General features: G+C 69.3%; 19 protein-coding genes. 15 read left to right on the top strand and 4 right to left on the bottom strand.

From position 1 onward, the window contains the following. The first annotated feature begins 13 nt into the window (after positions 1 to 13). The 3 genes from LQ772_RS01100 to LQ772_RS01110 all read left to right on the top strand — a co-directional run bounded on the left by LQ772_RS01100 (position 14) and on the right by LQ772_RS01110 (position 5,516). Positions 14 to 2,812: a TonB-dependent receptor gene (locus LQ772_RS01100; RefSeq protein ID WP_231323210.1), complete on the top strand. Its 2,799-nt coding sequence runs from the start codon at positions 14 to 16 to the stop codon at positions 2,810 to 2,812. A gap of 106 nt (positions 2,813 to 2,918) precedes the next feature. Continuing rightward, positions 2,919 to 4,478, top strand: a complete 1,560-nt coding sequence (locus LQ772_RS01105) for an exo-alpha-sialidase (RefSeq protein ID WP_231323212.1) — start codon at positions 2,919 to 2,921, stop codon at positions 4,476 to 4,478. Between the two features lie 39 nt (positions 4,479 to 4,517). Further along, complete coding sequence (locus tag LQ772_RS01110; RefSeq protein ID WP_231323214.1) at positions 4,518 to 5,516, top strand: glycoside hydrolase family 43 protein; 999 nt, start codon at positions 4,518 to 4,520, stop codon at positions 5,514 to 5,516. A gap of 11 nt (positions 5,517 to 5,527) precedes the next feature. On the opposite strand, the gene LQ772_RS01115 is transcribed toward LQ772_RS01110, so the two are convergent. Genes LQ772_RS01115 through LQ772_RS01125 form a run of 3 tightly spaced genes read right to left on the bottom strand, consistent with a single transcriptional unit; the run spans position 5,528 to position 7,315 of the window. Then, entirely contained in the window at positions 5,528 to 5,935 is a 408-nt protein-coding gene (locus LQ772_RS01115) for a hypothetical protein (protein WP_231323216.1), read from the bottom strand. Then, the gene (locus tag LQ772_RS01120) at positions 5,936 to 6,406 is read right to left on the bottom strand and encodes an Mpo1 family 2-hydroxy fatty acid dioxygenase (protein ID WP_231323218.1); all 471 of its coding nucleotides are present in this window, start codon (positions 6,404 to 6,406) and stop codon (positions 5,936 to 5,938) included. Between the two features lie 12 nt (positions 6,407 to 6,418). Continuing rightward, positions 6,419 to 7,315 carry a phosphoribosylaminoimidazolesuccinocarboxamide synthase gene (locus LQ772_RS01125; RefSeq protein ID WP_231323220.1) on the bottom strand — a complete coding sequence of 299 codons (897 nt, stop codon included), beginning with the start codon at positions 7,313 to 7,315 and terminating at the stop codon, positions 6,419 to 6,421. 139 nt (positions 7,316 to 7,454) lie between these two features. Here LQ772_RS01125 and LQ772_RS01130 point away from each other — a divergent pair, with 139 nt between their 5' ends. The 7 genes from LQ772_RS01130 (at position 7,455) to LQ772_RS01160 (ending at position 14,199) form a co-directional block, all read left to right on the top strand. Further along, complete coding sequence (locus tag LQ772_RS01130) at positions 7,455 to 7,766, top strand: c-type cytochrome (protein ID WP_231323222.1); 312 nt, start codon at positions 7,455 to 7,457, stop codon at positions 7,764 to 7,766. Next, complete coding sequence (gene djlA / locus LQ772_RS01135) at positions 7,763 to 8,566, top strand: co-chaperone DjlA (RefSeq protein ID WP_231323224.1); 804 nt, start codon at positions 7,763 to 7,765, stop codon at positions 8,564 to 8,566. The genes LQ772_RS01130 and djlA overlap by 4 nt, the downstream gene beginning before the upstream one ends. 100 nt (positions 8,567 to 8,666) lie before the next feature. After that, the gene (gene rpe / locus LQ772_RS01140) at positions 8,667 to 9,335 is read left to right on the top strand and encodes a ribulose-phosphate 3-epimerase (RefSeq protein WP_231323226.1); all 669 of its coding nucleotides are present in this window, start codon (positions 8,667 to 8,669) and stop codon (positions 9,333 to 9,335) included. Between the two features lie 128 nt (positions 9,336 to 9,463). Then, entirely contained in the window at positions 9,464 to 10,420 is a 957-nt protein-coding gene (locus LQ772_RS01145) for an SEL1-like repeat protein (protein ID WP_231323228.1), read from the top strand. A gap of 483 nt (positions 10,421 to 10,903) precedes the next feature. Further along, positions 10,904 to 11,593, top strand: a complete 690-nt coding sequence (gene pdsR, locus LQ772_RS01150) for a proteobacterial dedicated sortase system response regulator (protein WP_231323229.1) — start codon at positions 10,904 to 10,906, stop codon at positions 11,591 to 11,593. Then, positions 11,590 to 12,147 (top strand): hypothetical protein, encoded by a 558-nt coding sequence (locus tag LQ772_RS01155; protein ID WP_231323231.1) that lies wholly within the window; start codon positions 11,590 to 11,592, stop codon positions 12,145 to 12,147. Before pdsR ends, LQ772_RS01155 begins: the two co-directional genes overlap by 4 nt. A gap of 27 nt (positions 12,148 to 12,174) precedes the next feature. Continuing rightward, complete coding sequence (locus LQ772_RS01160) at positions 12,175 to 14,199, top strand: ATP-binding protein (protein ID WP_231323233.1); 2,025 nt, start codon at positions 12,175 to 12,177, stop codon at positions 14,197 to 14,199. Between the two features lie 15 nt (positions 14,200 to 14,214). Here the strand turns inward: LQ772_RS01160 and LQ772_RS01165 are convergent, their stop codons facing one another. After that, a complete protein-coding gene (locus LQ772_RS01165) occupies positions 14,215 to 15,162 on the bottom strand; it encodes a pilin (protein ID WP_231323235.1) in 948 nt (315 codons plus the stop codon). A gap of 107 nt (positions 15,163 to 15,269) precedes the next feature. Between LQ772_RS01165 and trpE the strand changes: the two genes are divergently transcribed. The 5 genes from trpE to LQ772_RS01190 all read left to right on the top strand — a co-directional run bounded on the left by trpE (position 15,270) and on the right by LQ772_RS01190 (position 23,539). After that, positions 15,270 to 16,757, top strand: a complete 1,488-nt coding sequence (gene trpE / locus LQ772_RS01170) for an anthranilate synthase component I (RefSeq protein WP_425600816.1) — start codon at positions 15,270 to 15,272, stop codon at positions 16,755 to 16,757. A gap of 249 nt (positions 16,758 to 17,006) precedes the next feature. Then, positions 17,007 to 18,524: an efflux transporter outer membrane subunit gene (locus LQ772_RS01175; RefSeq protein ID WP_231323238.1), complete on the top strand. Its 1,518-nt coding sequence runs from the start codon at positions 17,007 to 17,009 to the stop codon at positions 18,522 to 18,524. After that, positions 18,514 to 19,665, top strand: a complete 1,152-nt coding sequence (locus tag LQ772_RS01180) for an efflux RND transporter periplasmic adaptor subunit (RefSeq protein WP_231323240.1) — start codon at positions 18,514 to 18,516, stop codon at positions 19,663 to 19,665. The genes LQ772_RS01175 and LQ772_RS01180 overlap by 11 nt, the downstream gene beginning before the upstream one ends. Then, entirely contained in the window at positions 19,662 to 22,781 is a 3,120-nt protein-coding gene (locus LQ772_RS01185; RefSeq protein ID WP_231323241.1) for an efflux RND transporter permease subunit, read from the top strand. Before LQ772_RS01180 ends, LQ772_RS01185 begins: the two co-directional genes overlap by 4 nt. Before the next feature lie 44 nt (positions 22,782 to 22,825). Next, positions 22,826 to 23,539 carry a hypothetical protein gene (locus LQ772_RS01190; RefSeq protein ID WP_231323243.1) on the top strand — a complete coding sequence of 238 codons (714 nt, stop codon included), beginning with the start codon at positions 22,826 to 22,828 and terminating at the stop codon, positions 23,537 to 23,539. Positions 23,540 to 23,577 lie beyond the last annotated feature (38 nt).

A 23,577-nucleotide genomic window follows, 5' to 3' on the forward strand; every position in this document is an offset into this window, starting at 1 on the left:
CGGAGGTTCCACCATGTACCGCAACCGCATTTCCGTGACGATTCTTGCGGCCGCGATCGCCGCGGCGTTCGCTTCGGCGCACGCGCAGGATGCGCCGGCCCCCGATGCCACCGGCGCCCAGGCTTCCAGCGACGCCACCCAGAACGCGCAGGCCGGCAAGCCCAGGAGCGGCACCGCGCAATCCGACGACAAGAAGAAGGTCGTCAACCTCTCGCAGGTGACCGTCACGCCGTTGCGCCAGAGCCTGGAGAGCGCGCAGTCGCTCAAGCAGGACTCGCGCATGGTGGTCGATTCGATCGTGGCCGAGGACATCGGCAAGCTGCCGGACAACAGCGTGGCCGACGCCATGCAGCGCATCACCGGCGTACAGGTGGCGCAGGGGTTCCAGGGTGAGACCAGCTCGGTGGTGATCCGCGGCCTGCCGAACGTGATCACCACGCTCAACGGCCGCGAGATCTTCAGCGGTGTGGGGCGCGGCTTCGCCTTCCAGAACCTGCCGGCCACCGCGGTCAAGACGGTCTCGGTCTACAAGAGCTCCGAGGCGAGCCTGCCCGACGGCGGCATCGCCGGCGTCGTCGACATGCAGCTCTACCGTCCGTTCGATTTCGACGGCGCCAAGGTGGCGGCGACCTATACCGCCACGCACAGCAAGTACGGCGGCCGCACCGATCCCAACTTCAGCGTGCTGGCCAGCGACCGCTGGCAGACCGGCATCGGCGAGGTCGGCGCGCTGGTCAACGCCAGCTTCATGGCGCAGCACTACCAGTACAACGCGGTGTGGGGCGATTTCCCGAAGGTGCTGACCGACGGCACCGGCACGCCGATCCGCACCGACGCGGGCAACCTGATCGCGGCGCCCAACGGCTTCGGCGCCGACTACAACATCGGCTACCGCCAGCGCCCCGAACTCAACTACGCGCTGCAGTGGAAGCCCAACGACAGCACCGAGGTGTACGCCGAGGGCCTGTACGACTGGATGTCGGACGACTACAACCAGCCGTTCTACTTCTCCTTCCCGGTCGGCGGCGTCACCCCGACCAACCTGACCGTCACCGACAACTGCTACGCCAACCAGCTCACCGGGTCGCCGTTCGAAGGCCAGACCATCTGCGACGCCGCCAGCGGCACCTGGACCGGCAACACCTACGCCGCCACCAGCACCCAGGCGCACGTGCAGCACGGCCACGACATGCAGCATGCGGTCGGCGTGAAGTGGCACGGCGACCGGCTGCGCCTGAGCACGGACCTGTCCTACGGACAGACCTCGTTCAACGACAACACCTTCATCGTCGACACCTTCCTCAAGGGACCGGTGACCACGGTGTGGAACGGCACCGCCGGCAACCAGCAGAACTGGTCGCTGGGCAACAACCAGCAGCTGGATCCGAACAACTACTACCTCAACGGCCTGTTCCAGACCTGGCACACCGAGCGCGGCAAGCAGTGGGCCTGGCGCGGTGACGGCAACCTGGATATCGCCGGCGATTTCTTCAGCTACCTCGACTTCGGCCTGCGCTACGCCGACCACAAGGCGCAGTACACCGGCAGCGTGGAAATCTCGACCCCGCCGCCGGGCGGCGCCGGCACCGGCAACATCGTCGAGACCCCGAACCCGGCCAACCAGGTCACCGCGCGCTTCCCGGACGGCTATTTCTGCTCGATGCCGACCACCTCGGCGATTCCCGTGTCGTGGCTGACCGGCTGCTTCAACTACCTCACCACCAACGCCGACGCGATCCGCGGCCTGTACGGCCTGCCGGCCGGCACGGCGCCGGTGAACCCCGGCCGCTACTACAACATCGACGAGAAGACCCTCGCCGGCTACCTGCAGGCGGGGTATGACACCACGCTGTTCGGCCTGCCGGTGGACGGCCTGATGGGCATGCGCGTCGAGCGCGTCAAGCGCAACCTCGATGCCTACTCGTTCAATGCCGCCACCGGCATCTACTCGCCGCTGTCGGTGGACACCAACGAGCCGGTGTACCTGCCCAACCTGAGCTTCAACCTGCACTTCACCGATGCGCTGCAATTGCGCCTGGTCGCGGCCAAGACCATCACCTACCCGGGCTTCGGCCAGCTCAACCCGTCGATCTCGCTCAACCCCGGCACGATCAACCGCGCCGGCGCGGCCGCCAGCGGCAACCCGAACCTCAAGCCGATCAAGTCGAACAACTACGACGCGTCGCTGGAATGGTACTTCGCACCGTCCGGGTACGTCAGCGGCGGGGTGTTCTACCGCGACATCAACGGCTACATCCAGAACTACGTGACCGACGTGACGATCAACGGCGAGGCCTACCAGCTGTCCTCGCCGCAGAGCGCCGGCAGCGGCCACCTGGATGGTGCCGAAGTCGCCTACCAGCAGTTCTTCGACTTCCTGCCGGGTGCCTTGAGCGGCCTGGGCGTGCAACTCAACTTCACCTACATCGACGGCTCGACCCGCTCGCCGCAGTTCCTGGGCGGCCCGGAAGTGGCCTCGCCGCTGCAGAACGTGTCCAAGCGCAACGGCAACGCCGTGCTGATGTACGAGAAGTACGGCTTCTCGGCCCGACTGGCCTACAACTACCGCAGCCGCTTCATCGACTTCTTCACCCAGCCGACGGTGGCCGGCAACCACGACGAGATCGAGCCGGCGAACCAGCTGGACCTGTCGGTCGGCTACGACGTCAATCCCAACACCACCGTGGTGCTGTCGGCGACCAACCTGACCGGCGAAGACCTGCACCAGTACTGGGGCGACGGCACCACGCGGCCGCGTGACATCCGCTACCAGGACCGCACCGTGGGTCTGGGCGTTCGCTTCAAGCTTTGAGCGGGCAGGGCAACGACGCCGGCAGTCGCTCCCCGCCCGCCGGCGTCGCCCGCTCATTTCTCTCTGGCGCGGCGTGCCTGCCGTGCCACCGATGTGGAGGTCATCCATGAAGCGCTTGCTTCCCCTCTCCCTGGCGTTCGCCCTGGCCTGCGTGGGGACGGCCACCGCCGCTTCGGCGCCGCCGGGCACGCGCGGCCAGGTGCTGGGCGATGGCGTGGGCTACGTGTCGGTGGTGCGCCTCGAACACCAACCCGATGCCGCCGCGAACGGCCACATGCTGATGGTGTTCGAGCGCGACGGCATGGCCGGCATCCCGCTGTACGAGAGCGATGACGGCGGCGCGCACTGGCGCTTCCTGTCGAACGTGACCGACCAGGCGCACGGCAAGGACCCACGCTGGCAACTGCGCTGGCAGCCGCACCTGTCCGAGCTGGCCAAGCCCAGCGCCGACCTGCCGGCCGGTACGTTGCTGCTCGGCGCCAACGCCACCGGCGACGATGCCACGGGGCGCCTGGTCGCCGAAGACCTGCAGATGTACGCCTCCACCGACGGTGGCCGCAGCTGGCGCTACCGCGGCTCGATCGTCAAAGGCGGCGGCAATCCCAGCGACAAGGACAACCACGGCGTGTGGGAGCCCAACATCCACCGCCTCGATGACGGGCGCCTGGTCGCGTACTACTCCAGCGAGGATCACAAGGACGCCGGCTTCAACCAGCTGGTCGCGCACAAGGTCTCGACCGACGGCGGCCGTACCTGGGGCGAGGAGAAGGTGGACGTGGCCATTCCCGGCGGCGTCGAGCGTCCCGGCATGGCCGTTGTCGACCGCCTGCCGGACGGCCGCTACGTGATGACCTACGAGGACATCGACGGCCCGAACAACGGACAGGTCTACCTCAAGATCAGTGCCGGCGGCCTGGACTGGGGCGATCCCGCCGACCGCGGTACGCCGGTGCGCACCGCCGCCGGCGCGTGGCCGGCCGCCTCGCCGATCGTGCGCTGGCTGCCGTGGGGCAACAGCCCCGGCGTGATCGCGGTGGTGGCCGAGCGCGCCGGTGGCGACGGCGATCCGTCCGGCCGCAGCCTCTACTGGAACAACGACGGCGGCCGCGGACCCTGGTGGGAAGCCGAGGCGCCGGTCCAGAAACTCACCGGCAACATCCACGCGGGCTGGACGCAGGCGTTGCTCGCGATGCCGGGCGGGCGCCTATGGCATGCGACCACCTCGTCCACGGCGGCCGAGCCGGAGGACGCACGCAAGAACATCGTGATGTACGCCGACGCACCAGCCCGCTTCGACCGCTACGAGGCCGAGGACGCGGTGCGCCGCTGGTCCGTGCGTATCGGCGACAGGACGGCGTCGAACGACGCCAAGGCGCGCATGGCTTCCGCGCCTGGTGGTCAGCTCACGTTCCCCGTGCATGTGCCGACCGGCGGCAACTATCGGGCCACGGTCCGCTGGCAGGACCTGGGCTTCACGCCGGCCGTACCGGTACTGCGTGTCAACGGCGCGGTGTGGAAGACCACCGACCACACGGACCGCGACGGCTGGCACGTGGCCACTGCCAGCGGCAGCCTGCGTGAGGGCGACAACACCGTGGTGCTCGAGGGCGCCCGGCGACCGGCCGACATTGATTACGTGCAGCTCGACCCGGCGTCCGGTCGATAGCTGGCGATAGCGCGCACGCAACGCCATCGGGAACTTTCCATGCCTTTGATTCGCTCGATGCTCACCGGCCTGGTGCTGCTGCTCGCAGCCGGCATGGCACAGGCGGCCGGCAACCAAAACTATGCCAAGCCGCTCCTTCCGTCGGGGCCGGATCCGTGGGTAGTCCAGCGCGACGGCGTCTACTACTACACCGCAACCTCCGGCAACCGCATCGAACTGCGCAAGACCGGCGACCTGCGTCAATTGGCGCACGCCCGGCCCGTGGTCGTGTGGCGGCCGCCGGCGCAAGGGCCGGGCTCGACCGCCGTCTGGGCACCCGAGCTGCACTTTGTCGAGGGCAAGTGGTACCTCTACTTCACCGCCGCCGAGGCCGGCCACAACGACGACGACCACCGCCACGTGTTCGTGCTGGAGAACGCCTCGCCCGATCCGACCCGTGGACGCTGGATCGCGCGGGGCATGCTCAAGACCGCCCACACCGGCATCGACGGCACGGTGTTCAAGCACGGCGGGCGCTGGTACTTCGTCTACTCGGCGTACGTCGGCGACCACAGCGACCTGGTGATCGCGCCGATGGTCAACCCGTGGACGCTCGGCTCGCCGCAGGTGGACATCGCCGCACCCACCTACGCGTGGGAGAAGCAGGGCGGGCGCAAGATCCTCGAAGGGCCGGAGTTCCTTCCGGGACCGGACGGCAAGGTGTTCCTGAGCTACTCGGCAAGCGCCTGCTGGTCGGACGACTACGCGCTGGGCCTGCTGCAGGCGGACGGCGACGCCGATCTGCTGGATCCGGCCGCCTGGCGCAAGTCTCCGCGGCCGGTGTTCGCCAGTTCGCCGGCGCACGGCATCTATGCGCCGGGGCACAACGGCTTCTTCAAGGACACGCAAGGCCGCGACTGGATCATCTACCACGCCAACGGCGGTCCGGACTGGAAGTGCACCGCGCGCCGCGCGCCACGCATCCAGCCGATCGGCTGGACGACTGATGGTCGGCCGAACTTCGGCGAGCCCGGCGCACCACCACTCAAGAAGCCGTAGGCGGAAGCCGTTTACGCCAGGCTGGTGGCGATGCCGAACACCACCGCGGTGATTGCCGCCATCGCCATGCAGGCGCTGGTGGGACGGATGCGACGTGCATCCACGCGCGGGGTGAGACGCCACAGCAACAAAGCGCCGACAAGCATGTCGACGACCAGTGCCAGACGCAGCGGCAGCGAGGCGAGCAAGGGCCCGTACGGCGGCCTCACGTTGCCTTCGTGCGCCGCCACCAGCCCGACCAGCAACAGGCCGAGCAGGCTCCACAACAGGCAGGCGAAATACACGCGGTTGAACACTACGTTGGTGCGCTCGCTCCAGCGCAGCACCGGCCAGGCGATCAGGCTGGCGAACAGGGCGACGATCGAGCCGTACAGCACCCACCAGAGCAGGGTGCTGAGCAGGGTAAGCAGGGTTTGCATCTAGTCGTGGGCCTTGAAGCCGAGCCGGCGCAGGAACTTTTCCATCAGCCAGGCGGGACCGACCAGCAGGTAGGAGAGGTCGGTGAGGAAACTGGGTCGATGGCCCTCGAACTTGTGGCCGACGAACTGGCCGATCCAGGCCACCACGAACACGGCGATGGCGACCCAGCGCAGGCGCACCGGCCCGAGCAGATCGAACAACCACGAGGTGATGAGCGCGAGCACGACGAAGGCGACCAGCAGTGCGCCGCCGAGCCGGTGCGAGTGCTTCCAGTACCACGCGAACGCCAGCACCATCGCGAATACCGCCCACGCACCGGGCTTGAGGAAGGCACTGGGCACCGGCACGGTCCACAGCAGCGCGACCACGGTCCACACGATCGGCGGCACGCAGATCCAGTGGATCACCTGGTTGACCGGGTTGCGGTGGTCGGCGCTGTAGCCGTCGAGCCAGCTCTGCATGCTGCGCATGGCGTTGCTCCGTCAGCCGAGGCGGATGCCGGCAAGGCGCTCGAGTGCCTCGGCATACTTCGCGCGGGTGCGCTCGATGACCTCGGCGGGCACGTTCGGTCCGGGCGCCTTCTTGTTCCAGTCCAGCGTTTCCAGGTAGTCGCGCACGAACTGCTTGTCGTAGCTGGGCGGGCTGATCCCGGTGCGGTATTCGTCGGCCGGCCAGAAGCGCGAGGAGTCGGGCGTGAGCATCTCGTCCATCACGTACAGCCGGCCGTCGGCGTCGGTGCCGAACTCGAACTTGGTGTCGGCGATGATGATGCCGCGCTCGGCCGCATAGGCGGCAGCCCAGCGATAGATCGCCAGCGTCGCCTCGCGCACCTTGTCGGCCAGTTCGCGGCCCACGGCATCGACCACCGTGTCGAAGCTCACGTTCTCGTCGTGGTCGCCCACCGCGGCCTTGGTCGAGGGCGTGAAGATCGGCTCGGGCAACTGCTGCGCCTGCTTCAGGCCCGGCGGCAGCGCGATGCCGCAGATCCCGCCGGTGGCCTGGTAGTCCTTCCAGCCCGAGCCGATGATGTAGCCACGCGCGATCGCCTCGACCGGCACGGGTTTCAGGCGCCGCGTCACCACCGCGCGGCCGGCGTAGAGCGCGAGGTCCGTGCCCTCGGGCAGCACGTCGGCCAGCGGCACGTCGAGCAGGTGGTTGGGGATGATGTGCGCGGTCTTGCCGAACCAGAAGTTGGAGATCTGCGTGAGCATCTCGCCCTTGCCCGGGATCGGATCGGGCAGCACCACGTCGAAGGCGGACAAGCGGTCGGTGGCGACGATCAGCAGCCGGTCGTCGGACAGCGCATAGACGTCGCGAACCTTGCCGCGGTGGATCAGGTCCAGGCCGGGCAGGTTCGATTGCAGCAGGGTGGTGGGCACGGGGCGATCCGCCGTCGAGAGGGGGAAGCGGCCTATTCTAGCGAGTCGTCGCAACGCGGGCCTCGGCTGCGCAGGGCTGGCGGCGCAGCGCTGCTAGAATCGGGCCTTCCGGGAATCCATCTCGCCCCACCCCTTGCCGATGCGACTCGTCCTGTTCGCGGCGCTCATGGCCGCCGCCCTGCCAGCCTTTGCCGCCGGTCCCGCCCGTCCGGCCCGCCTGGGCCTGTGCGCCGCCTGCCACGGCGAGACCGGCATCGCCCAGATGTCCGGCGCGCCCAACCTGGCGGGGCAGCGGCTGGATTACCTGCGCAGCGCGCTGGCGCAGTACCGCGACGGCCGTCGCGACGTGGCGGTGATGCGCGCGGCGATCGGTCCGGTCAGCGACGCCGAGCTGGATGCCCTGGCGCGCTGGTACAGCGCACAGGCGCCGGCGGCGCAGGTGCAGCCATGAATTTCTCTTCCACGCTGATCCTGGCGTTCGTCGGCCTGATCCTCGGCCACGGCCTGCCAGGCGCCATCGTCGGTGCGGTGATCGGCTTCGTCATCGACAGCCTGCGCCAGAGCCAGCGGTACCGCGCGGCGCCGCAGATGGACGGCTTGTACGGCCCGCTGTTTGCGCTGCTCGGGGCGGTCGCCAAGTCGGACGGGCGCGTGTCGGAGGCCGAGATCGCGGTGGCCGAGCGGATGATGACCCGCATGGGGCTGATCGACGAGCAGCGCCGGCAGGCCATCGCGAGTTTCAACCGCGGCAAGCAGCCGGAGTTCGACGTCACCCCGGCGATCGACGGCCTGCGCCAGTGGGTCGGCATGCGTCGCGACCACGCCTTTCCGGTGCTCGACGTGGTGATCGAGACGGTGCTGGCCGAAGGCAACCCGCCGCCGGAAAAGATGGCGATCCTGCGCCAGCTCGCCTTCGCCCTGCGCATCAGCGACATGGAGCTGATGGCCTTGATGGCGATGAAGGGCTACGCCTGGAACGCCGCCGCGGGCGACCGCCGGCGCGGGCCGGGCGGTGGCGGCTACGTCCCGCCGCATCGCAATACCCACGGCCCGGACCCTTATACCGTGCTCGGCATTACTCGCGCGGCCGACGAGCGCGCCGTCAAGCGCGCCTACCGCAAGCTGATTTCCGAACATCACCCCGACCGCCTGGGCGATCTGCCCGAGGACATGCGCAAGCGCGCCGAGGCGCGTGCGAGCGAGATCAACGCCGCGTACGAGCGGATCAAGGCCGAGAAGGGTTTCAAATAATCGATGTGTAGGAGCGCACGCTGTGCGCGAACATCCTACGAAGCGGCAATGCGGCACGTTCCGGTCGCGCACGGCGTGCGCTCCTGCAGGAAAGGCACACATGAGCAAACAGACTCCCATCATCGCCCCCTCCATCCTCTCTGCCGACTTCGCCCGCCTGGGCGAAGACACCGCCAAGGTGCTTGCCGCCGGTGGCGACTGGGTGCACTTCGACGTGATGGACAACCACTACGTGCCCAACCTGACCATGGGCCCGATGGTGCTCAAGGCGTTGCGCGACTACGGCGTCAGCGCACCGATCGACGTGCACCTGATGGTCAAGCCGGTCGACCGGATCGCGCCGGACTTCGCCAAGGCCGGCGCCAGCCTGATCAGCTTCCACCCGGAGGCCAGCGAGCACGTCGACCGCACCCTGGGCGTGATCCGTGACGCCGGCTGCCAGGCCGGCCTGGTATTCAATCCCGCCACGCCGCTCAACTGGCTCGACCACGTGCTCGACAAGCTGGATTTGGTGCTGATCATGTCGGTCAACCCCGGCTTCGGCGGCCAGAAGTTCATCCCCGAGGCGCTTGCCAAGCTGCGCGAGGTGCGCCGGCGCATCGACGAGAGCGGCCGCCCCATCCGGCTGGAGATCGACGGCGGTGTCAGCGCCGCCAATATCGGGGAAATCGCGCAGGCGGGAGCGGACACGTTCGTGGCGGGCTCGGCCATTTTCGGCGCGCCGGACTACGCGCAGGTCATCGCCGCGATGCGCCAGGCGATCGGCTGAGCCCAAAGAAAAATCCCGGTGCATGCCTGCACCGGGATAAAAGCGTCGTCGGAAAGGGACGCGTTGAGGAGTCCACCAGAGCGGGCGCCTGGACGCCACCGCCGGACGGCGGCGGCGTATCCACGGCAATGGACGACGCCCGCCACTACAGCAAGACCGGCCCGTCGACGGTTGGTTCCGCGCCCGAAGCAAATATTTTCGATCCGCGCGCCTTGGGGCCGGGCGCACATTTCGTTCACACTGGGCTGGGGAGGGTGCAGCCGCAGGAGACACGGATGATGTCGGGACGGAACGTGATTGCTTTCCTGGTGCTTGGACTGGCCGCCCTGGCCGCGCACGCCGATGGCGTAACGGACCCGCCCGCGAGGGCGGGCGACACGCCGCCGATCACCCTGGCCGAGCTCGGCAAACTCGGTTGCGCGCCTGGGCTGGAACGCTTCCTGCCCGGTATCTATTACTACTGCGTGGGCGCCCGCGAACTGGCCAACCATCGCGATGGCCGCGGTGTGGACATGCTGAAGCTGGCGGCCGCCTGGGGCAGCAAGCCGGCGCAGTTCACGCTCGGCGTGGGCTATTTCAACGGCGACATCGTCGCCCGGGACCGGGCGCGCGGGCTGGCCTGGCTCGGGCTGGCCGCCGAGCGCCGCGATCCCAGCTACCAGGCAGTGCTGCGCTCGGCGTGGCAGCAAGCCACGCCGGGTGAACAGGCACGGGCCAACGTGTTGTGGAATGCCATGTTGCCCACGTACGGCGACGCCCGCGCCGCCAGGCGCGCCGAGCGGCGCTACCGGCACGAGCGCGACCAGCTGCTTGGGGGCGTCACGCTCGGCCGGCGCGTCTGCATCGCCGGCCTCACCCAGCGCGACATGGTGGCGATACCGCCGCCTATGCGCTCGAGCACCCCGGCACTTCACGGAGGCGACGGACTGTCGGATTTCCAGTTGTCGGTCGGCTGCCCCGGCGGCGCCCCCGCCAGCTTCGTCCTCCAGCGTCTCGACGGTTTTGCGGGAAGCTTGTTCGACGGCTTGGAGGGGCACGTCACCGTCGGGCCGCTTTCGCCGGTCCGGGACCAAGCCAGGCCCTAGCCCAAAAAAAACCCCTCGCGAGGAGGGGGAAGGAACGGTTGGCTAACGGAGGGTGTTGCGCTGCCGTGTCAGAGCGGCTGCCATTCGGGATCCGGCTGCCTGTCCGCACCCGCCGCGCCTCCCTGTGCGACGGGTGCTTCCACGCCTTCCACGGCAAACGGGTCGACATATTCGGCGTTCATGAGCTGATCTCCTCTAGTGGATACCCATCACCAGCCCCAGCAGCAGGGCGCCCAGGGCCAGCGCTACGCGCAGTGGCTCGAACTGGCGAAGTTCAGCGTTGGGGTCGGGCCTGGCGGTGATATTGCTCATGCATCTCTCCGGTGACGGCTCCATGGAACCGCCCGCCCGGGCGCGCGCGGCGGCGGCGCGCGGGCGAAGCGCGGGCCGGATCGGGCAAAACGCGGGCAGACGCACTGTGTGCCTTGCGCCGTGGCGATGCGCATAGCACGCTGCGCGCCACCACAGGGAGACTTCATTGCCATGGGCCGCAGCATCGCCATCGTCGAGGACGAACCGCTCATCCGCGCCAACTACGTCGAGGCGCTCACCCGTTTCGGCTACGACACGCGCGGCTATGGTTCGCGTCAGGAGGCGTCCACCGCCTTCGGCATGAAGTTGCCGGAGCTGGTGATCATCGACATCGGGCTGGGCGACGAGCCCGAAGGCGGTTTCGACCTGTGCCGCGAGCTGCGCGCGAAATCGGCCACGCTGCCGATCATCTTCCTGACCGCGCGCGACTCGGATTTCGACGTGATCTCCGGCCTGCGCCTGGGTGCCGACGATTACCTGTCCAAGGACACCAGCCTGCACCAGCTGGCGGCGCGCATCGCGGCGCTGTTCCGGCGCATCGAATCGCTGAAGGCGCCCGCGTCCAGTGAAACGGTGATCGCGCACGGCCCGCTCAAGCTCGAGTCCGAGCGCATGCGCATCACCTGGAACGATGCGGAGATCCCGCTGACCGTCACCGAGTTCTGGATGGTGCACACGCTGGTGCGCTTCCCCGGCCACGTGAAGAACCGTGACCAGCTGATGCGCGAGGCCGAGCTGGTGGTGGACGATGCCACCATCACCTCCCACATCAAGCGCATCCGCAAGAAGTTCGTGGCGGTGGCGCCCGACTTCGACGCGATCGAGACCGTGCACGGTGTCGGCTACCGGTGGAAGCCGTGAGGCGGCTGCTCGGCCTCCTGCTGCTGGTCCTCGCCGGCGCCGCCGCTGCCGCCGACGCACCGAACGAGGCGATCGCGACGGGCAAGCGCGACGGCGACATCCCCGGTTGGACCGTGGCCGCGCCCACGCCCGCGGGCTGGACCGCCGATTGCTGCACCTACGCGCGCGCCATCGGCGTCGACGAGGTGATCTACCGCGGCGAGTGGACCGGCGAGCCCTATGGCGTGATGGTGCTCAACGTGTGGCCGCGCAAGCTGGCAACCCTGGGCGCAGAACTTGATGCCGACCGCAAGCATTACCTGCAGCGCGACCCGGCTGCGAAGGTCGATCGCTTTACCGTGCGCCATCGCGGCATGCCGTGCGAGGCGCTGGTGTTCCAGGGCAGCGACCAGGTCGATGATGCCGTGGTGTTCTGCGATCCGGGCAAGGCGTCGGGCGTCCGCCTGAGCTGGTCGATGAGTTTCAAGGATGCCGATCCGCAGCGTGCCGCGTCGCTCGATGCGTTCATGCGCGTGGTCGTCGGCACGCGCTACCGAACCGGGGTGTCGCGCTAGCCCGTGACATCGGTCTAGGCTCGCCCGATGAACCTGCGCCGCAAGCTGCTGCTGGTCGCCCTGTGCACGCTGGCCCTGCCGGTGGCCGGGTGGCTGTACGTGCGGCAGATGGAAACCCTGCTGCGCGAAGGCCAGGCGCAGGCGCTTGCCGCCTCCGCGCGGGCGGTGGCGCGCAGCCTGGTGGCGACCGGCGCCACGCTGCCGCGCGAGGCGCAGGGCTGGTACGTCGAGCAGGTCACTACGCCGATCACGATCGACGGCTACGGCGACGACTGGGCGCCGCTGACGCCATGGAGCCAGCCGCTGGGTCCGCGCGGCAGCGTGCTGCTGGCCGAGGATGCGGACGGGCTCTACCTCTACGTGCAGCAGCGCGGCACCCGGCGCGTGCGTGCCGACGCGGACGACCCCGGCGCGCTGCATGCCGATCACCTGGTCCTCGAACTCGATCGCGGCGACACGCGCCTGCGCTATCTGCTGGCCAGCGCCGCGCCCGGTACGTTCACTGCGCGCCTGCTCGACCCGCCGGTCGCCGACTGGCCCGACCGCCTGGTTGGGCAGTGGCAGGAGGATGGCGGCGGCTGGCGCCTCGAAGTGCGGCTGCCTCGCCCGCTGATCGTGGACCGGCTCGGCCTGGGCTTGTACGAGGCCTCGGCCGGCGGCGACCCGCTGGCGGTCGAGGCGCGCCCGCTGTGGCACTACTCGCCGACGCTGGCGGAGGAACTCTCGCGCCTGGCGCCGGAGGACACCCGCGCCCGCGTGCTGGCGCCGACCGGCTGGCTGCTGGCGCAAAGCGGTCGCCTGCAGGCCGCCGGCCCTCAGCCGGGATGGTTCGCCGCACTGGTCTACCGTGCGCTGCTGGCCAATCCAGTCGAGGACGCCGCACCCTGGGCGCAGGACGCGCCGCGCCTGGAGCTGCCGGAAATCGTCCGCGCCCGCGACGGTGAACCGGCGATCGCCTGGCGCGATGGCGAAACCCGCGCCAGCGTGGTGCTTGCCGCCGCGGTGCCGATCGGCGCGCCGGGCCACGTGCGCGGCGTGCTGCTGCTCGAACAAGCCAGCACCACCGTGCCGCTGCTGGCCAACCGCGCGCTGCTCACGCTGCTGCTGACCAGCTTCGGTGTGATGCTGGTGGCCGGCGGCATCCTGCTGTGGTTCGCCACGCGGCTGAGCCTGCGGCTGGGACGCCTGCGCGATGCGGCCGAGCGTGCGCAGCTGGCGGATGGACGTCTGGACGGCCTTTTCGCCCAGGGCCGCTTCCCGCTCACCGCCGCACCGGACGAGATCGGCGACCTCGCGCGCAGCTTCGAGCGGCTGTTCGAGGCGGTCGGCGGCTACACCGACTACCTGCGGACGCTTGCCTCCAAGCTCTCGCACGAGCTCAACACGCCGCTGGCCATCGTGAAGAGTTCGCTGGACAACCTGGAGCACGCGCTGGAGGCCCACGCCGCGCTGCCGCCGGAAGCGAAGCCCTACCTTGCGCGGGCCCGTGACGGCGTGGCGCGGCTGGGAACGCTGGTGCGCGCGATGAGCGAGGCCAGCCGCATGGAGCGCGCGATCGCCGCTGCCGAAGCCGAGGACGTCGACTTGCGCGAAGTGGTGCGCGGTTGCGCCGAGGCCTACCGTCCGCTGATCGGCACCCGCACGCTGGCCTGCGAGCTGCCGCAGTCGCCGCTACCGATGCACTGCGCCCCCGAGCTGATCGCCCAGGCGCTGGACAAGCTGCTCGACAACGCGCTCTCGTTTGCCCCGGCCGATGGCTGGCTGCGCCTGGTGCTCGCCTCGTGCGACGGCGGCGCCGAAATCACCCTCGCCAACCAGGGCCCGCCGCTGCCCGCGGCCATGCAGGCGCGCCTGTTCGATTCGCTGGTCAGCCTGCGCGACAAGGCGACCCCGGGCGACGCACCGCATCTGGGTCTCGGCCTCTACGTGGTGCGCCTGGTCGCCGAACGCCACGGCGGCCACGCCAGCGCCCGCAACCTGGACGACGGCAGCGGGGTGGCCTTCACCCTGCGCCTGCGCAACATGCCGCGCCTGCGGATCGGCGGAGGCTGACCGGCAAGTGCGTGGCTAGCGACAACCGGCCGGCAGGTAGCGCGGGTCGATGTCCGGGCTCTCGCAGGCCCAGGTGATCACGCCATCGCGGCCTTCGGCGATCAATGCCAGCTGCTTGCCGCGAAGGGCCACGGGCGCGTTGCCGGCGAAGGTGGCCACCAGCACCGTGCCTTCACCGATCGGCTGCACTTCGAAACCGGCCAGGTTGCTGCTGGCATAGGCGCCGGCTTCCTTGAGGCCGGCCTGGCCGTTGTCCTGCGGCCACGCGTGGTTGCGCCCGATCGCGTCCAGCACCTGCTGCTTGAGCGGTTCGGCCTGCGCCAGCGCGCTGGCCACCTGCGCGCGCACCACGTACATCTGGTAGGCGGGCAGCGCCACGGCCGCCACGATGAGCGCGAACGGCACGACCATGACGACCCAGAACACCGCCTTGGGCGGCTTGGCCAGGGTCTGGCCGGTCTGCTGCCATCGTGCCAGCCAGGTCAGCTGGCCCTGCAGGTACAGCGTGTTGAAGAAGAACAGGGTGATGCCGCCGATCCGCATCGGAACCCGGTAGCCCGCCATCACCCGGCGGATCGTTCCGGCCATCGCGAAATAGGCACCGAGGAACAGCACCACGTAGACCAGCTCCAGCAGCCAGCCCAGGCGCTCCATGGTGGTCGTGGGCGATGCCTCGTCGGCCGGGGCGCCGGCCGCGGCGAGGAAATACCCGACGAAATAGCAGGCCAGCGCGGCGCCCAGCATGGGCGTCGCGCGGCTTTCCGGATCGATCTTGCGCACCCAGTTGGCCTGGATGAACGGCCAGACGATCGCGAAGATGCCGAGGGTGACGATGCTGAGCAGGAACACCCAGCCCCAGTGCAGCGAGGGCGGCGTCGGCAGGGCGGCGCGGTCGGCCACCTCCCTGTGCCACTGCCCGGCGTCCCGCTCCATGAGCCCGGGCATCGTATCGGTACGTTCCATGTTTTTTCCCCTTGTCCCGGCGCGCAGATTAAGCGGGCGTCTCGCGCGGTCGCAAGCGACGGTGCCCGCCGGCGAATGGACTGCTATCGTGATGGGCCGCCATATCGATGCTTGAGCCCGTGATCTCCCGAGACCAATTCGACGCGCTGGCCGCCCAGGGCCATACGCGCATCCCGCTGGTGCGCGAGGTGTTCTCCGACCTCGACACGCCGCTGTCGGTGTACCTGAAGCTCGCCGACGGGCCCTACACCTTCTTGTTCGAATCGGTCGAGGGCGGCGCCACCTGGGGGCGCTATTCGATCATCGGCCTGCCGGCCAGGCGCGTGTACCGCCTGCGCGGGCACGAGCTGGAAGTGGAGGATGCCGGCGAGGTCATCGAGCGCCGCCACCTCGAGGACCCGCTGGGCGAAATCGAAACGCTGCGCGCGCAGTACTCGGTGCCGCGCCTGCCCGAACTGCCCGCCTTCACCGGCGGCCTGGTCGGCTACTTCGGCTTCGAGACGATCGGCTACATCGAACCGCGCCTGGCGCAGTGGGACCGGCCGGACGAGCTGGGCACCCCCGACGTGCTGCTGATGCTGGCCGAGGAAGTGGCCGTGTTCGACAACCTCAAAGGCCGCCTGTACCTCATCGTGCACGCCGACCCCGCGCAGCCGCAGGCCTACGCGAAGGCGCAGCGGCGGCTCGACGCGCTGGTCTACCGCCTGCGCCAGGGCGGCGCGGCCTATCCGCAGCTGACCCAGTCCACCGCGCTGGACGAGAGCGACTTCAAGTCGTCCTTCACCAAGGCCGAGTTCGAGGCGATGGTGGAGAAGGCCAAGGAATACATTCGCGCCGGCGATATCTTCCAGGTGGTGCCTTCGCAGCGCCTGAGCGTGGGCTTCAACGCGCGGCCGGTCGATGTCTACCGCGCGCTGCGTGCGTTGAATCCTTCACCGTACATGTATTTCGTCGATCTGGGGAACACGCAGATCGTCGGCTCCTCGCCGGAAATCCTGGCGCGCTTGAAGGACGGCAAGGTCGTCGTGCGGCCGCTTGCCGGCACGCGCAAGCGTGGCGCCACGGAAGCGGAAGACGCGGCGCTGGAGGCCGAGCTGCTGGCCGATCCCAAGGAGCGCGCCGAGCACGTGATGCTGATCGACCTGGGCCGCAACGACATCGGCCGCATCAGCGACACCGGCACGGTCGAGGTGAGCGAATCGTTCGTGATCGAGCGCTACTCGCACGTCATGCACATCGTCTCCCAGGTGCAGGGCACGGCACGCCCGGGCCTGTCCTACATGGACGTGCTCAAGGCGACCTTTCCCGCCGGCACGCTCTCTGGCGCGCCGAAAATCCGTGCGCTGGAAATCATCCAGGAGCTCGAACCCTACAAGCGCAACATCTACGCCGGCGCGATCGGCTGGATCGGCTGGTGGGGCGACGCGGACACCGCGATCGCCATCCGCACCGCGGTGATCCAGGACGGCCGCCTGCACGTGCAGGCCGGCGCCGGCATCGTCTACGACTCCGATCCCGCGGCCGAGTGGGAGGAGACGATGAACAAGGGGCGTGCGCTGTTCCGAGCGGTGGCGCAGGCGGCCAGAGGGCTCTGAGGGCACGTCACCGTCCCCGACTCAGCGGACGTGCCGACGATCGAGCTCCCTCTCCCCTTGGGGGAGAGGGTTGGGTGAGGGTCCGGTGCTCGCCCGACTGTCGAAACGAAGCATGCTCTGCTTTCCCGCGCGGCTCAGGGCGCGTCACGACGCAAGAACTTTCGCTCCCGCCCATGACTTTCGGCAGGGAGGATGCCGGTTGCAACGTTATATCGTTTCGGCCCTCGTTTCCCGCCGAAACCGCATCGCATGATCAAGCCGTCCACTGCCGTGCTGGCCTCGCTCCTGTTGGCCGGATGCACAGTGGGCCCGGACTTCCAGCGTCCGGCGGCGCCGACCGTCCGCGGTTACACCGCCGCACCGGTGAGCGCGACGGTCGCGAGCGCCGGTATTCCCGGCGGCGCCTCCCAGCACTTCGACCGGGGCGGTGACATTCCTGCACAGTGGTGGCAGCTCTTCCACTCCAAGCCGCTTGACGCGTTGATCAAGCAGGCGCTGGCCAACAATCCCGACCTCAAGGCCGCACAGGCCGCGCTGCTGGCGGCGAGGGAAAACGCGTTGGCCGGGCGGGGCGCGTACTACCCGAGCGTGGGCGTGGGTCTCTCCGCCAACCGCCAGCAGGATCCACCGGGCGCGCTGGCGCCGGTGCCCAGTTCCAACGCCTCGCTGTACAACCTGCTGTCCGCGCAGGTCAGCGTTTCCTACATGCCCGACGTGTTCGGCCTGAACCGGCGTACGGTCGAATCGCTCGACGCGCAGGCACAGGCCGCGCGCTACGAGATGATCGCCACCGACATGGCGCTGGCGGCGAACGTGGCGGTGACGGCGATCCAGGCCGCGTCGTTGCGCGACCAGGTACAGGCCACGCAGGCGCTGGCCGGCATCGACGCACACGTGCTCTCGATCATGCGCTACCAGTTGGCCAAGGGGTACATCGGCCGGCTCGACGTGGCCGCGCAGGAAACCCAGCTGGCTCAGGTCAACGCCTCGCTGCCGTCGCTGCGCACCCAGCTCGCGCAGCAGCAGCACCGGCTGGCGGTACTGGCCGGCCAGTTTCCGGGCGAAGGCGCAGGCGCGACGTTCGCGTTGGCCGACCTGACGCTACCCGAGGAACTGCCGCTCAGCCTGCCCTCCGCGCTGGTCGCGCAGCGGCCGGACGTGCTGCAGGCGCAGGCCAACCTGCACGCGGCCAGTGCGCAGGTCGGCATCGCCATCGCCAACCGGCTGCCCAACCTCACGCTGAGCGCCGATGCCGGCAGCACGGCGCTGGCGATCGGACGGGTGTTCCAGTCCGGCACCGGTTTCTGGGGGCTGGGCGCCGCGCTCGCCGCACCCGTGTTCGAGGGTGGCTCGCTCCGGCACCAGGAGCGCGCCGCCAAGGCCGGCTATATGCAGGCGGCCGAGCAGTACCGCGGCGCTGTGCTTGCCGCCTTCGAGGACGTCGCCGACACGCTGACCGCGCTGCAGCAGGACGCGCAGGCGCTCCAGGCCGCCGCCGCGGCCGACCAGGCGGCCAAGGTGACACTGGATCTTTCGCAGCGGCAGTGGAAGGACGGCTACGCCGGCTATCTCGCCGTGCTCAATGCCGAACAGGCCGCGCTGCAGGCGCGCATCGGCCTGGTGCAGGCGCAGGGCAGCCGCTATGCCGACACCGTGGCGCTGTTCCAGGCGCTCGGTGGCGGTTGGTGGCACCGCTCCGACCTGACGCAGGGCGATGCGCCTCCCGCTTCCACCACGCTTTTGACCAAGGGTGACCATGAACATTGACGCTCGCGCGATGGCGCGCGTGCGGCTTGCCGCCACGACGCTGGCGCTGGCCGGCCTGCTCGCCGGCTGCGGCTCGCACGACTCCGCGCCGCCCGCTGCCGATACGCCGCACAACCCCACGCTGACCGCCGCGCAGCGCCAGCACATCACGCTCGACACGGTGGCCCTCGCACCCTTCCACAAGGCGGTCGAGGCGACCGGCGTGGTCGACTTCGACAACGACCAGGCGACCAGCGTGCTGGCGCCGTTCTCCGGTCCGGTCACGCAACTGTTGGTGAGCGCCGGCCAGCACGTCGCCAAGGGCCAGCCGCTGGCGCGCGTCGACTCGCCCGACTTCGCCGCCGCCGTGGGCGCCTACGGCAAGGCGCTGGTCGTCGCGCGCAACGCGCGCCGTCTCGCCGACGCGGACCGCGACCTGAGCGAACACGAAGGCCTGCCCCGACGCGAGCTCGAGCAGGCCCAGGCCGACGCCGCCAGCGCCGACGCCGACCGCGACGCCGCGCTGCAGGCGCTGCTCGCGCTGGGTGCCGATGCGCCCACGATCAAGGCGATCCAGGCCGGCCAGCCGCTGTCGCGCATCCAGGCGGTGATCCGCGCGCCGGTCGCGGGCACCGTGGCGGAGAAACTCATCACGCCCGGCCAACTGCTGCAGGCCGGCAGCACCGCCTGCTTCACCGTGGCCGACCTCTCGCGCATGTGGGTGATGGCGCAGGTGGCGCCGTCCGAGTCGGGCGGGGTCGCCGTGGGCAATCCCGCCGCCATCGACGCCGGCGGCGCCGGCACGCTGCAGGGCACGGTGGACAACATCGGCGCCGTGGTCGATCCGGACACGCGCGCGATCCCGGTGCGCGTGCTGGTGGACAACGCCAGCGGCCGGCTGAAGAAGCAGATGTACGTGCGCGTGCAGATCCAGTCGCGCCAGACGGAACGCGGTTTGCTGGTGCCGGCGTCGGCGATCCTGCGCGACGAACAGAACCTGCCGTTCGTCTACGTCGCGCAACCCGATGGCAGCTTCGCCCGCCGCGGCGTGACGCTTGGCTACCGCGCCGGCGACCGCTACCAGGTGTCCGAGGGACTCCACGCCGGCGACCGCGTGGTCGCCCAGGGTGGCCTGTTCGTCCAGTTCATGCAGAACCAATGAACGAGCACCTGCCCCCGATGCCGCCGCGCTCGGCGTCGCTGATGAACCGCCTCATCGGCGCATCACTGGCGCAGCGTTTCCTGGTCGCGCTGCTGGCGCTGGTGCTCGTCGGCGCGGGCATCCGCGCACTGCAACGCCTGCCGGTCGATGCGTACCCGGACCTCTCGCCGCCCAGCGTCGACATCGTCACGCAATGGCCCGGGCATACCGCCGAAGAGGTCGAGCGACTGATCACCGTGCCGGTCGAGCGCGGCATGACCGGCATCCCCAGGACCACCAGCACGCGCTCGGTCTCGCTGTACGGCCTGTCCGACGTCACCCTGAATTTCGCCAGCGGCAGCGACTACGCGCAGGACCGCCAGGAAGTCTTCAACCGCCTGGGCGACCTCGAGCTGCCCGACGGCACCGCGCCGTCGGTGTCGCCGATGTCCTCGCCTTCGGGGCTGATCTACCGCTACGTGCTGCAGAGCTCCGATCGCACGCCGACCGAACTGAAAACCTTCGAGGACTGGGTGGTCGAGCCGCAGTATCGCGCCGTGCCCGGCGTGGCGGACGATTCCGGCTTCGGCGGCGGCACCTTGCAGTATCAGGTATTGCTCGACCCGCTGAAGCTTGCCGGCGTGGGCCTGACCGCCACGCAGGTGCAGGCGGCGCTGGCGGCCAACAACGCCAACGCCGGCGGCGGCTTCTACGCGCAGGGCGGGCAGTTCTATTACGTGCGCGGCGAAGGCCGCCTGCGCTCGCTGGAGGACATCGGCAACGTGGTGCTGGCCGTGCACGACGGCAAGCCGGTGCTGGTCAGGGACGTCGGCCGCGTGACCACCGGCATCGCACCGCGGCTGGGCGAGTTCGGCTACGAGAACCAGGACGACGCGGTCGAGGGCGTGATCTCCCTGCGCACCGGCGAGAAGACCCAGGACGTGCTCGAGCGCGTCGAGGCGAAGACGAAGGAACTCAACGAACGCATCCTGCCGCCGGACATCAAGGTCCATGCCTTCTACGACCGCAGCGACCTGGTCGCGCTGACCGTGCAGATCGTGCGCGAGAACCTCGTGCGCGGCATGCTGCTGGTGGTCGTGGTGCTGATCTTCTTCCTCTACGACGTGCGCGCCGGCCTGATCGTCGCCACCACCATCCCGCTGGCGCTGCTGTTCGCCTTCGCCTGCCTGGACCTGCAGGGCGCCTCGGCCAACCTGCTGTCGATCGGCGCGGTGGACTTCGGCATCCTGGTCGACGCGGCGGTGGTGATGGTGGAGAACATCTACCGCCAGATCGCCGACCGCGAGGGCGGCGACTTCGATGTCATCGAGGTCATCCGCGACGCCGCCGCCGAGGTGGACCGCCCGCTGTTCTACGCGGTGGCGGTGATCGTGGTCAGCTTCCTGCCGATCTACGTGCTGTCCGGTCCCTCCGGCACGCTCTTCAAGCCGATGGCCGACACCATGGTGTTCGCCCTGGCCGGCTCGCTGATCGTCACGCTGACGCTGCTGCCGGTGTTGTGCTCGTGGTTCATGCGCAAGGGCGTGCGCGAGCGGCGCAACGCGATCTTCGAGGCGATCAAACGCTCCTACGCGAAAGGCCTGGACGTCTGTCTCGCGCACGCGCGCGGCACCATCATCGCTTCGGTGCTTCTGCTGGGCGCCTCGCTGTTGCTGATTCCCGCGATCGGCGCGGAGTTCATGCCGCACCTGGACGAAGGCGCGCTGTGGGTGCGCGCGACCATGCCCTACACCATCTCGTTCGACGAGTCGGCCAAGATCACGCCGCAGATCCGCGACATCCTGCACTCGTTCCCCGAGGTCACCACGGTGGCCTCCGAGCTCGGACGCCCGGATGACGGCACCGACGCCACCGGCTTCTTCAACGTCGAGTTCTACGTGGCGCTCAAGCCGTACGACCAATGGCACGGCGCCTACCGCACCAAGGCCGAACTGACGGCGGCGATCAACAAGAAGCTGGCCGCTTTCCCCGGCATCATCTTCAACTACACCCAGCCGGCCGAGGATGCGGTCGACGAGGCCGAGACGGGCCTCAAGAGCGCGCTGGCGGTGAAGGTGTTCGGCCCGGACCTCGGCACGCTGGAAACCAAGGGCAAGGCGATCAAGCACGTGCTCGAGCATGTCCGCGGGATCCATGACGTGACGCTGGTGCAGGAGCTCGGCCAACCGTCGCTGAGCATCGTCGTCGACCGCGCCGCGATCGCCCGCTACGGGCTCAACGTGGACGACATCAACGGGCTGATCCAGACCGCCATCGGCGGCGACGTCGCCACGCAGGTGATCCAGGGCGAGAAGCAGTTCGACCTGGTCGTGCGGCTGGACAAGCCCTACCGCGACGGTCCCGAGGCGATCGGCAACATCCTGGTCGCCACGCCAGGCGGACAGCAGATCCCGCTCAGGACGCTGGCGCACATCCAGGTGACCGACGGCGCCGCCTTCATCTACCGCGAGAACGACTCGCGCTACATCGGCGTCCAGTTCTCGGTGGAAGGCCGCGATCTGGCCGGTGCGGTGGAGGACACCATCGCCCAGGTGAACAGGCAGGTCAAGCTGCCGCAGGGCTACCGCGCCGACTGGGGCGGCGAGTATTCGGAGTACACCGCCTCGCGCGCGCAGCTCAACGTGATCGTGCCGCTGACCCTGGCGCTGATCTTCCTGCTGCTGTTCACCCTTTATGGCAACTTCAAGTTCCCGCTCATCACCGTGGCCGGCGTGCTCCTGTCGGCACCGGTCGGCGGACTGCTGGCGCTGTGGCTGACCGGGACGCCGTTCTCGGTGTCCTCGGGGATCGGCTTCCTCGCACTGTTCGGCGTCTCGGTGCAGACCGCGGTGGTGTACATCTCCTACGTCAACGAGCTGCGGCGCAACGGCACGCCGCTGGCGGAGGCGGTCCGCGAAGGCGCGATCCTGCGCCTGCGCCCGATCATGATGACCGCGCTGGTCGCCGCGCTCGGCCTCCTGCCGGCGGCGCTCGCCACCGGCGTGGGCACCGACACGCAGCGGCCGTTCGCGCTGGTGATCGTCAGCGGCCTGTTCACGCGCCTGCTGATCAGCGTGTTCCTGATGCCGGCGCTGTACGCGGTGGTGGCGCGGCCGCAGGATCGGCTGGAGGTGTAGCGGGTCTCGCTACACTTCCGGTCCGGCCGTTCACGGGAAGACACATGCAGCGCGACAAGCCACGGCACAGGGTTCCCAGGCTGTCGGGCACGCGATGCCTGGCCGTCCTGTTGCTCGGCATGCTGATGCCGGCCGCCACCCTGGCAGGCGACTGGCCGGACACGCCACTCGCGCGAACCGAGGCGTTGGCGTTGTTGCAGACGCTCAACGCGGACCTGCTCAGCCATCCGAGCGCCACCCTCACGCTGGAACGCTGGTGCGGCGCGCACCGGTTGGCGGCCGCGCCGACGGTGATTGCCCGGCGCGACCGCAAGGCGGACAGGCCGCTGCCCGAGGACCTGCGGCGCGCACTCGGTATCGGTGCGGGCACGCCGGTGCGCTACCGTCGCGTGCAGCTCGCCTGCGGCGGCCGCGTGCTGTCCGAGGCGGACAACTGGTACCTGCCAGGTCGCCTCACCGCCGCGATGAACCATGCGCTCGAACACGGCGACACACCGTTTGGCAAGGTGGTCGCGCCGTTGCACTTCCGCCGCCACACGCTTTCCGCGCAACTGCTGTGGTCGCCGCTGCCGCAGGGCTGGGAGATGCACGGCCTTCCGGCGGCCACCGAACAGCCGCTTGCCCTGCCGCACCACCTCCTGCAACACCGCGCCCTGCTGGAGGATGCGCAAGGCCGCCCGTTCAGTGCGCTGGTGGAGACCTATACCGAACAGGTGCTCGCCTTCCCGCCGCCCGCGGCGAGACAGGACGCCGACTGAGCATTCAGGCCGTCGCGGGTCGCAGGGCATGCGACCTT

Source organism: Frateuria edaphi (assembly GCF_021117405.1).
Classification (GTDB): domain Bacteria; phylum Pseudomonadota; class Gammaproteobacteria; order Xanthomonadales; family Rhodanobacteraceae; genus Frateuria_A; species Frateuria_A edaphi.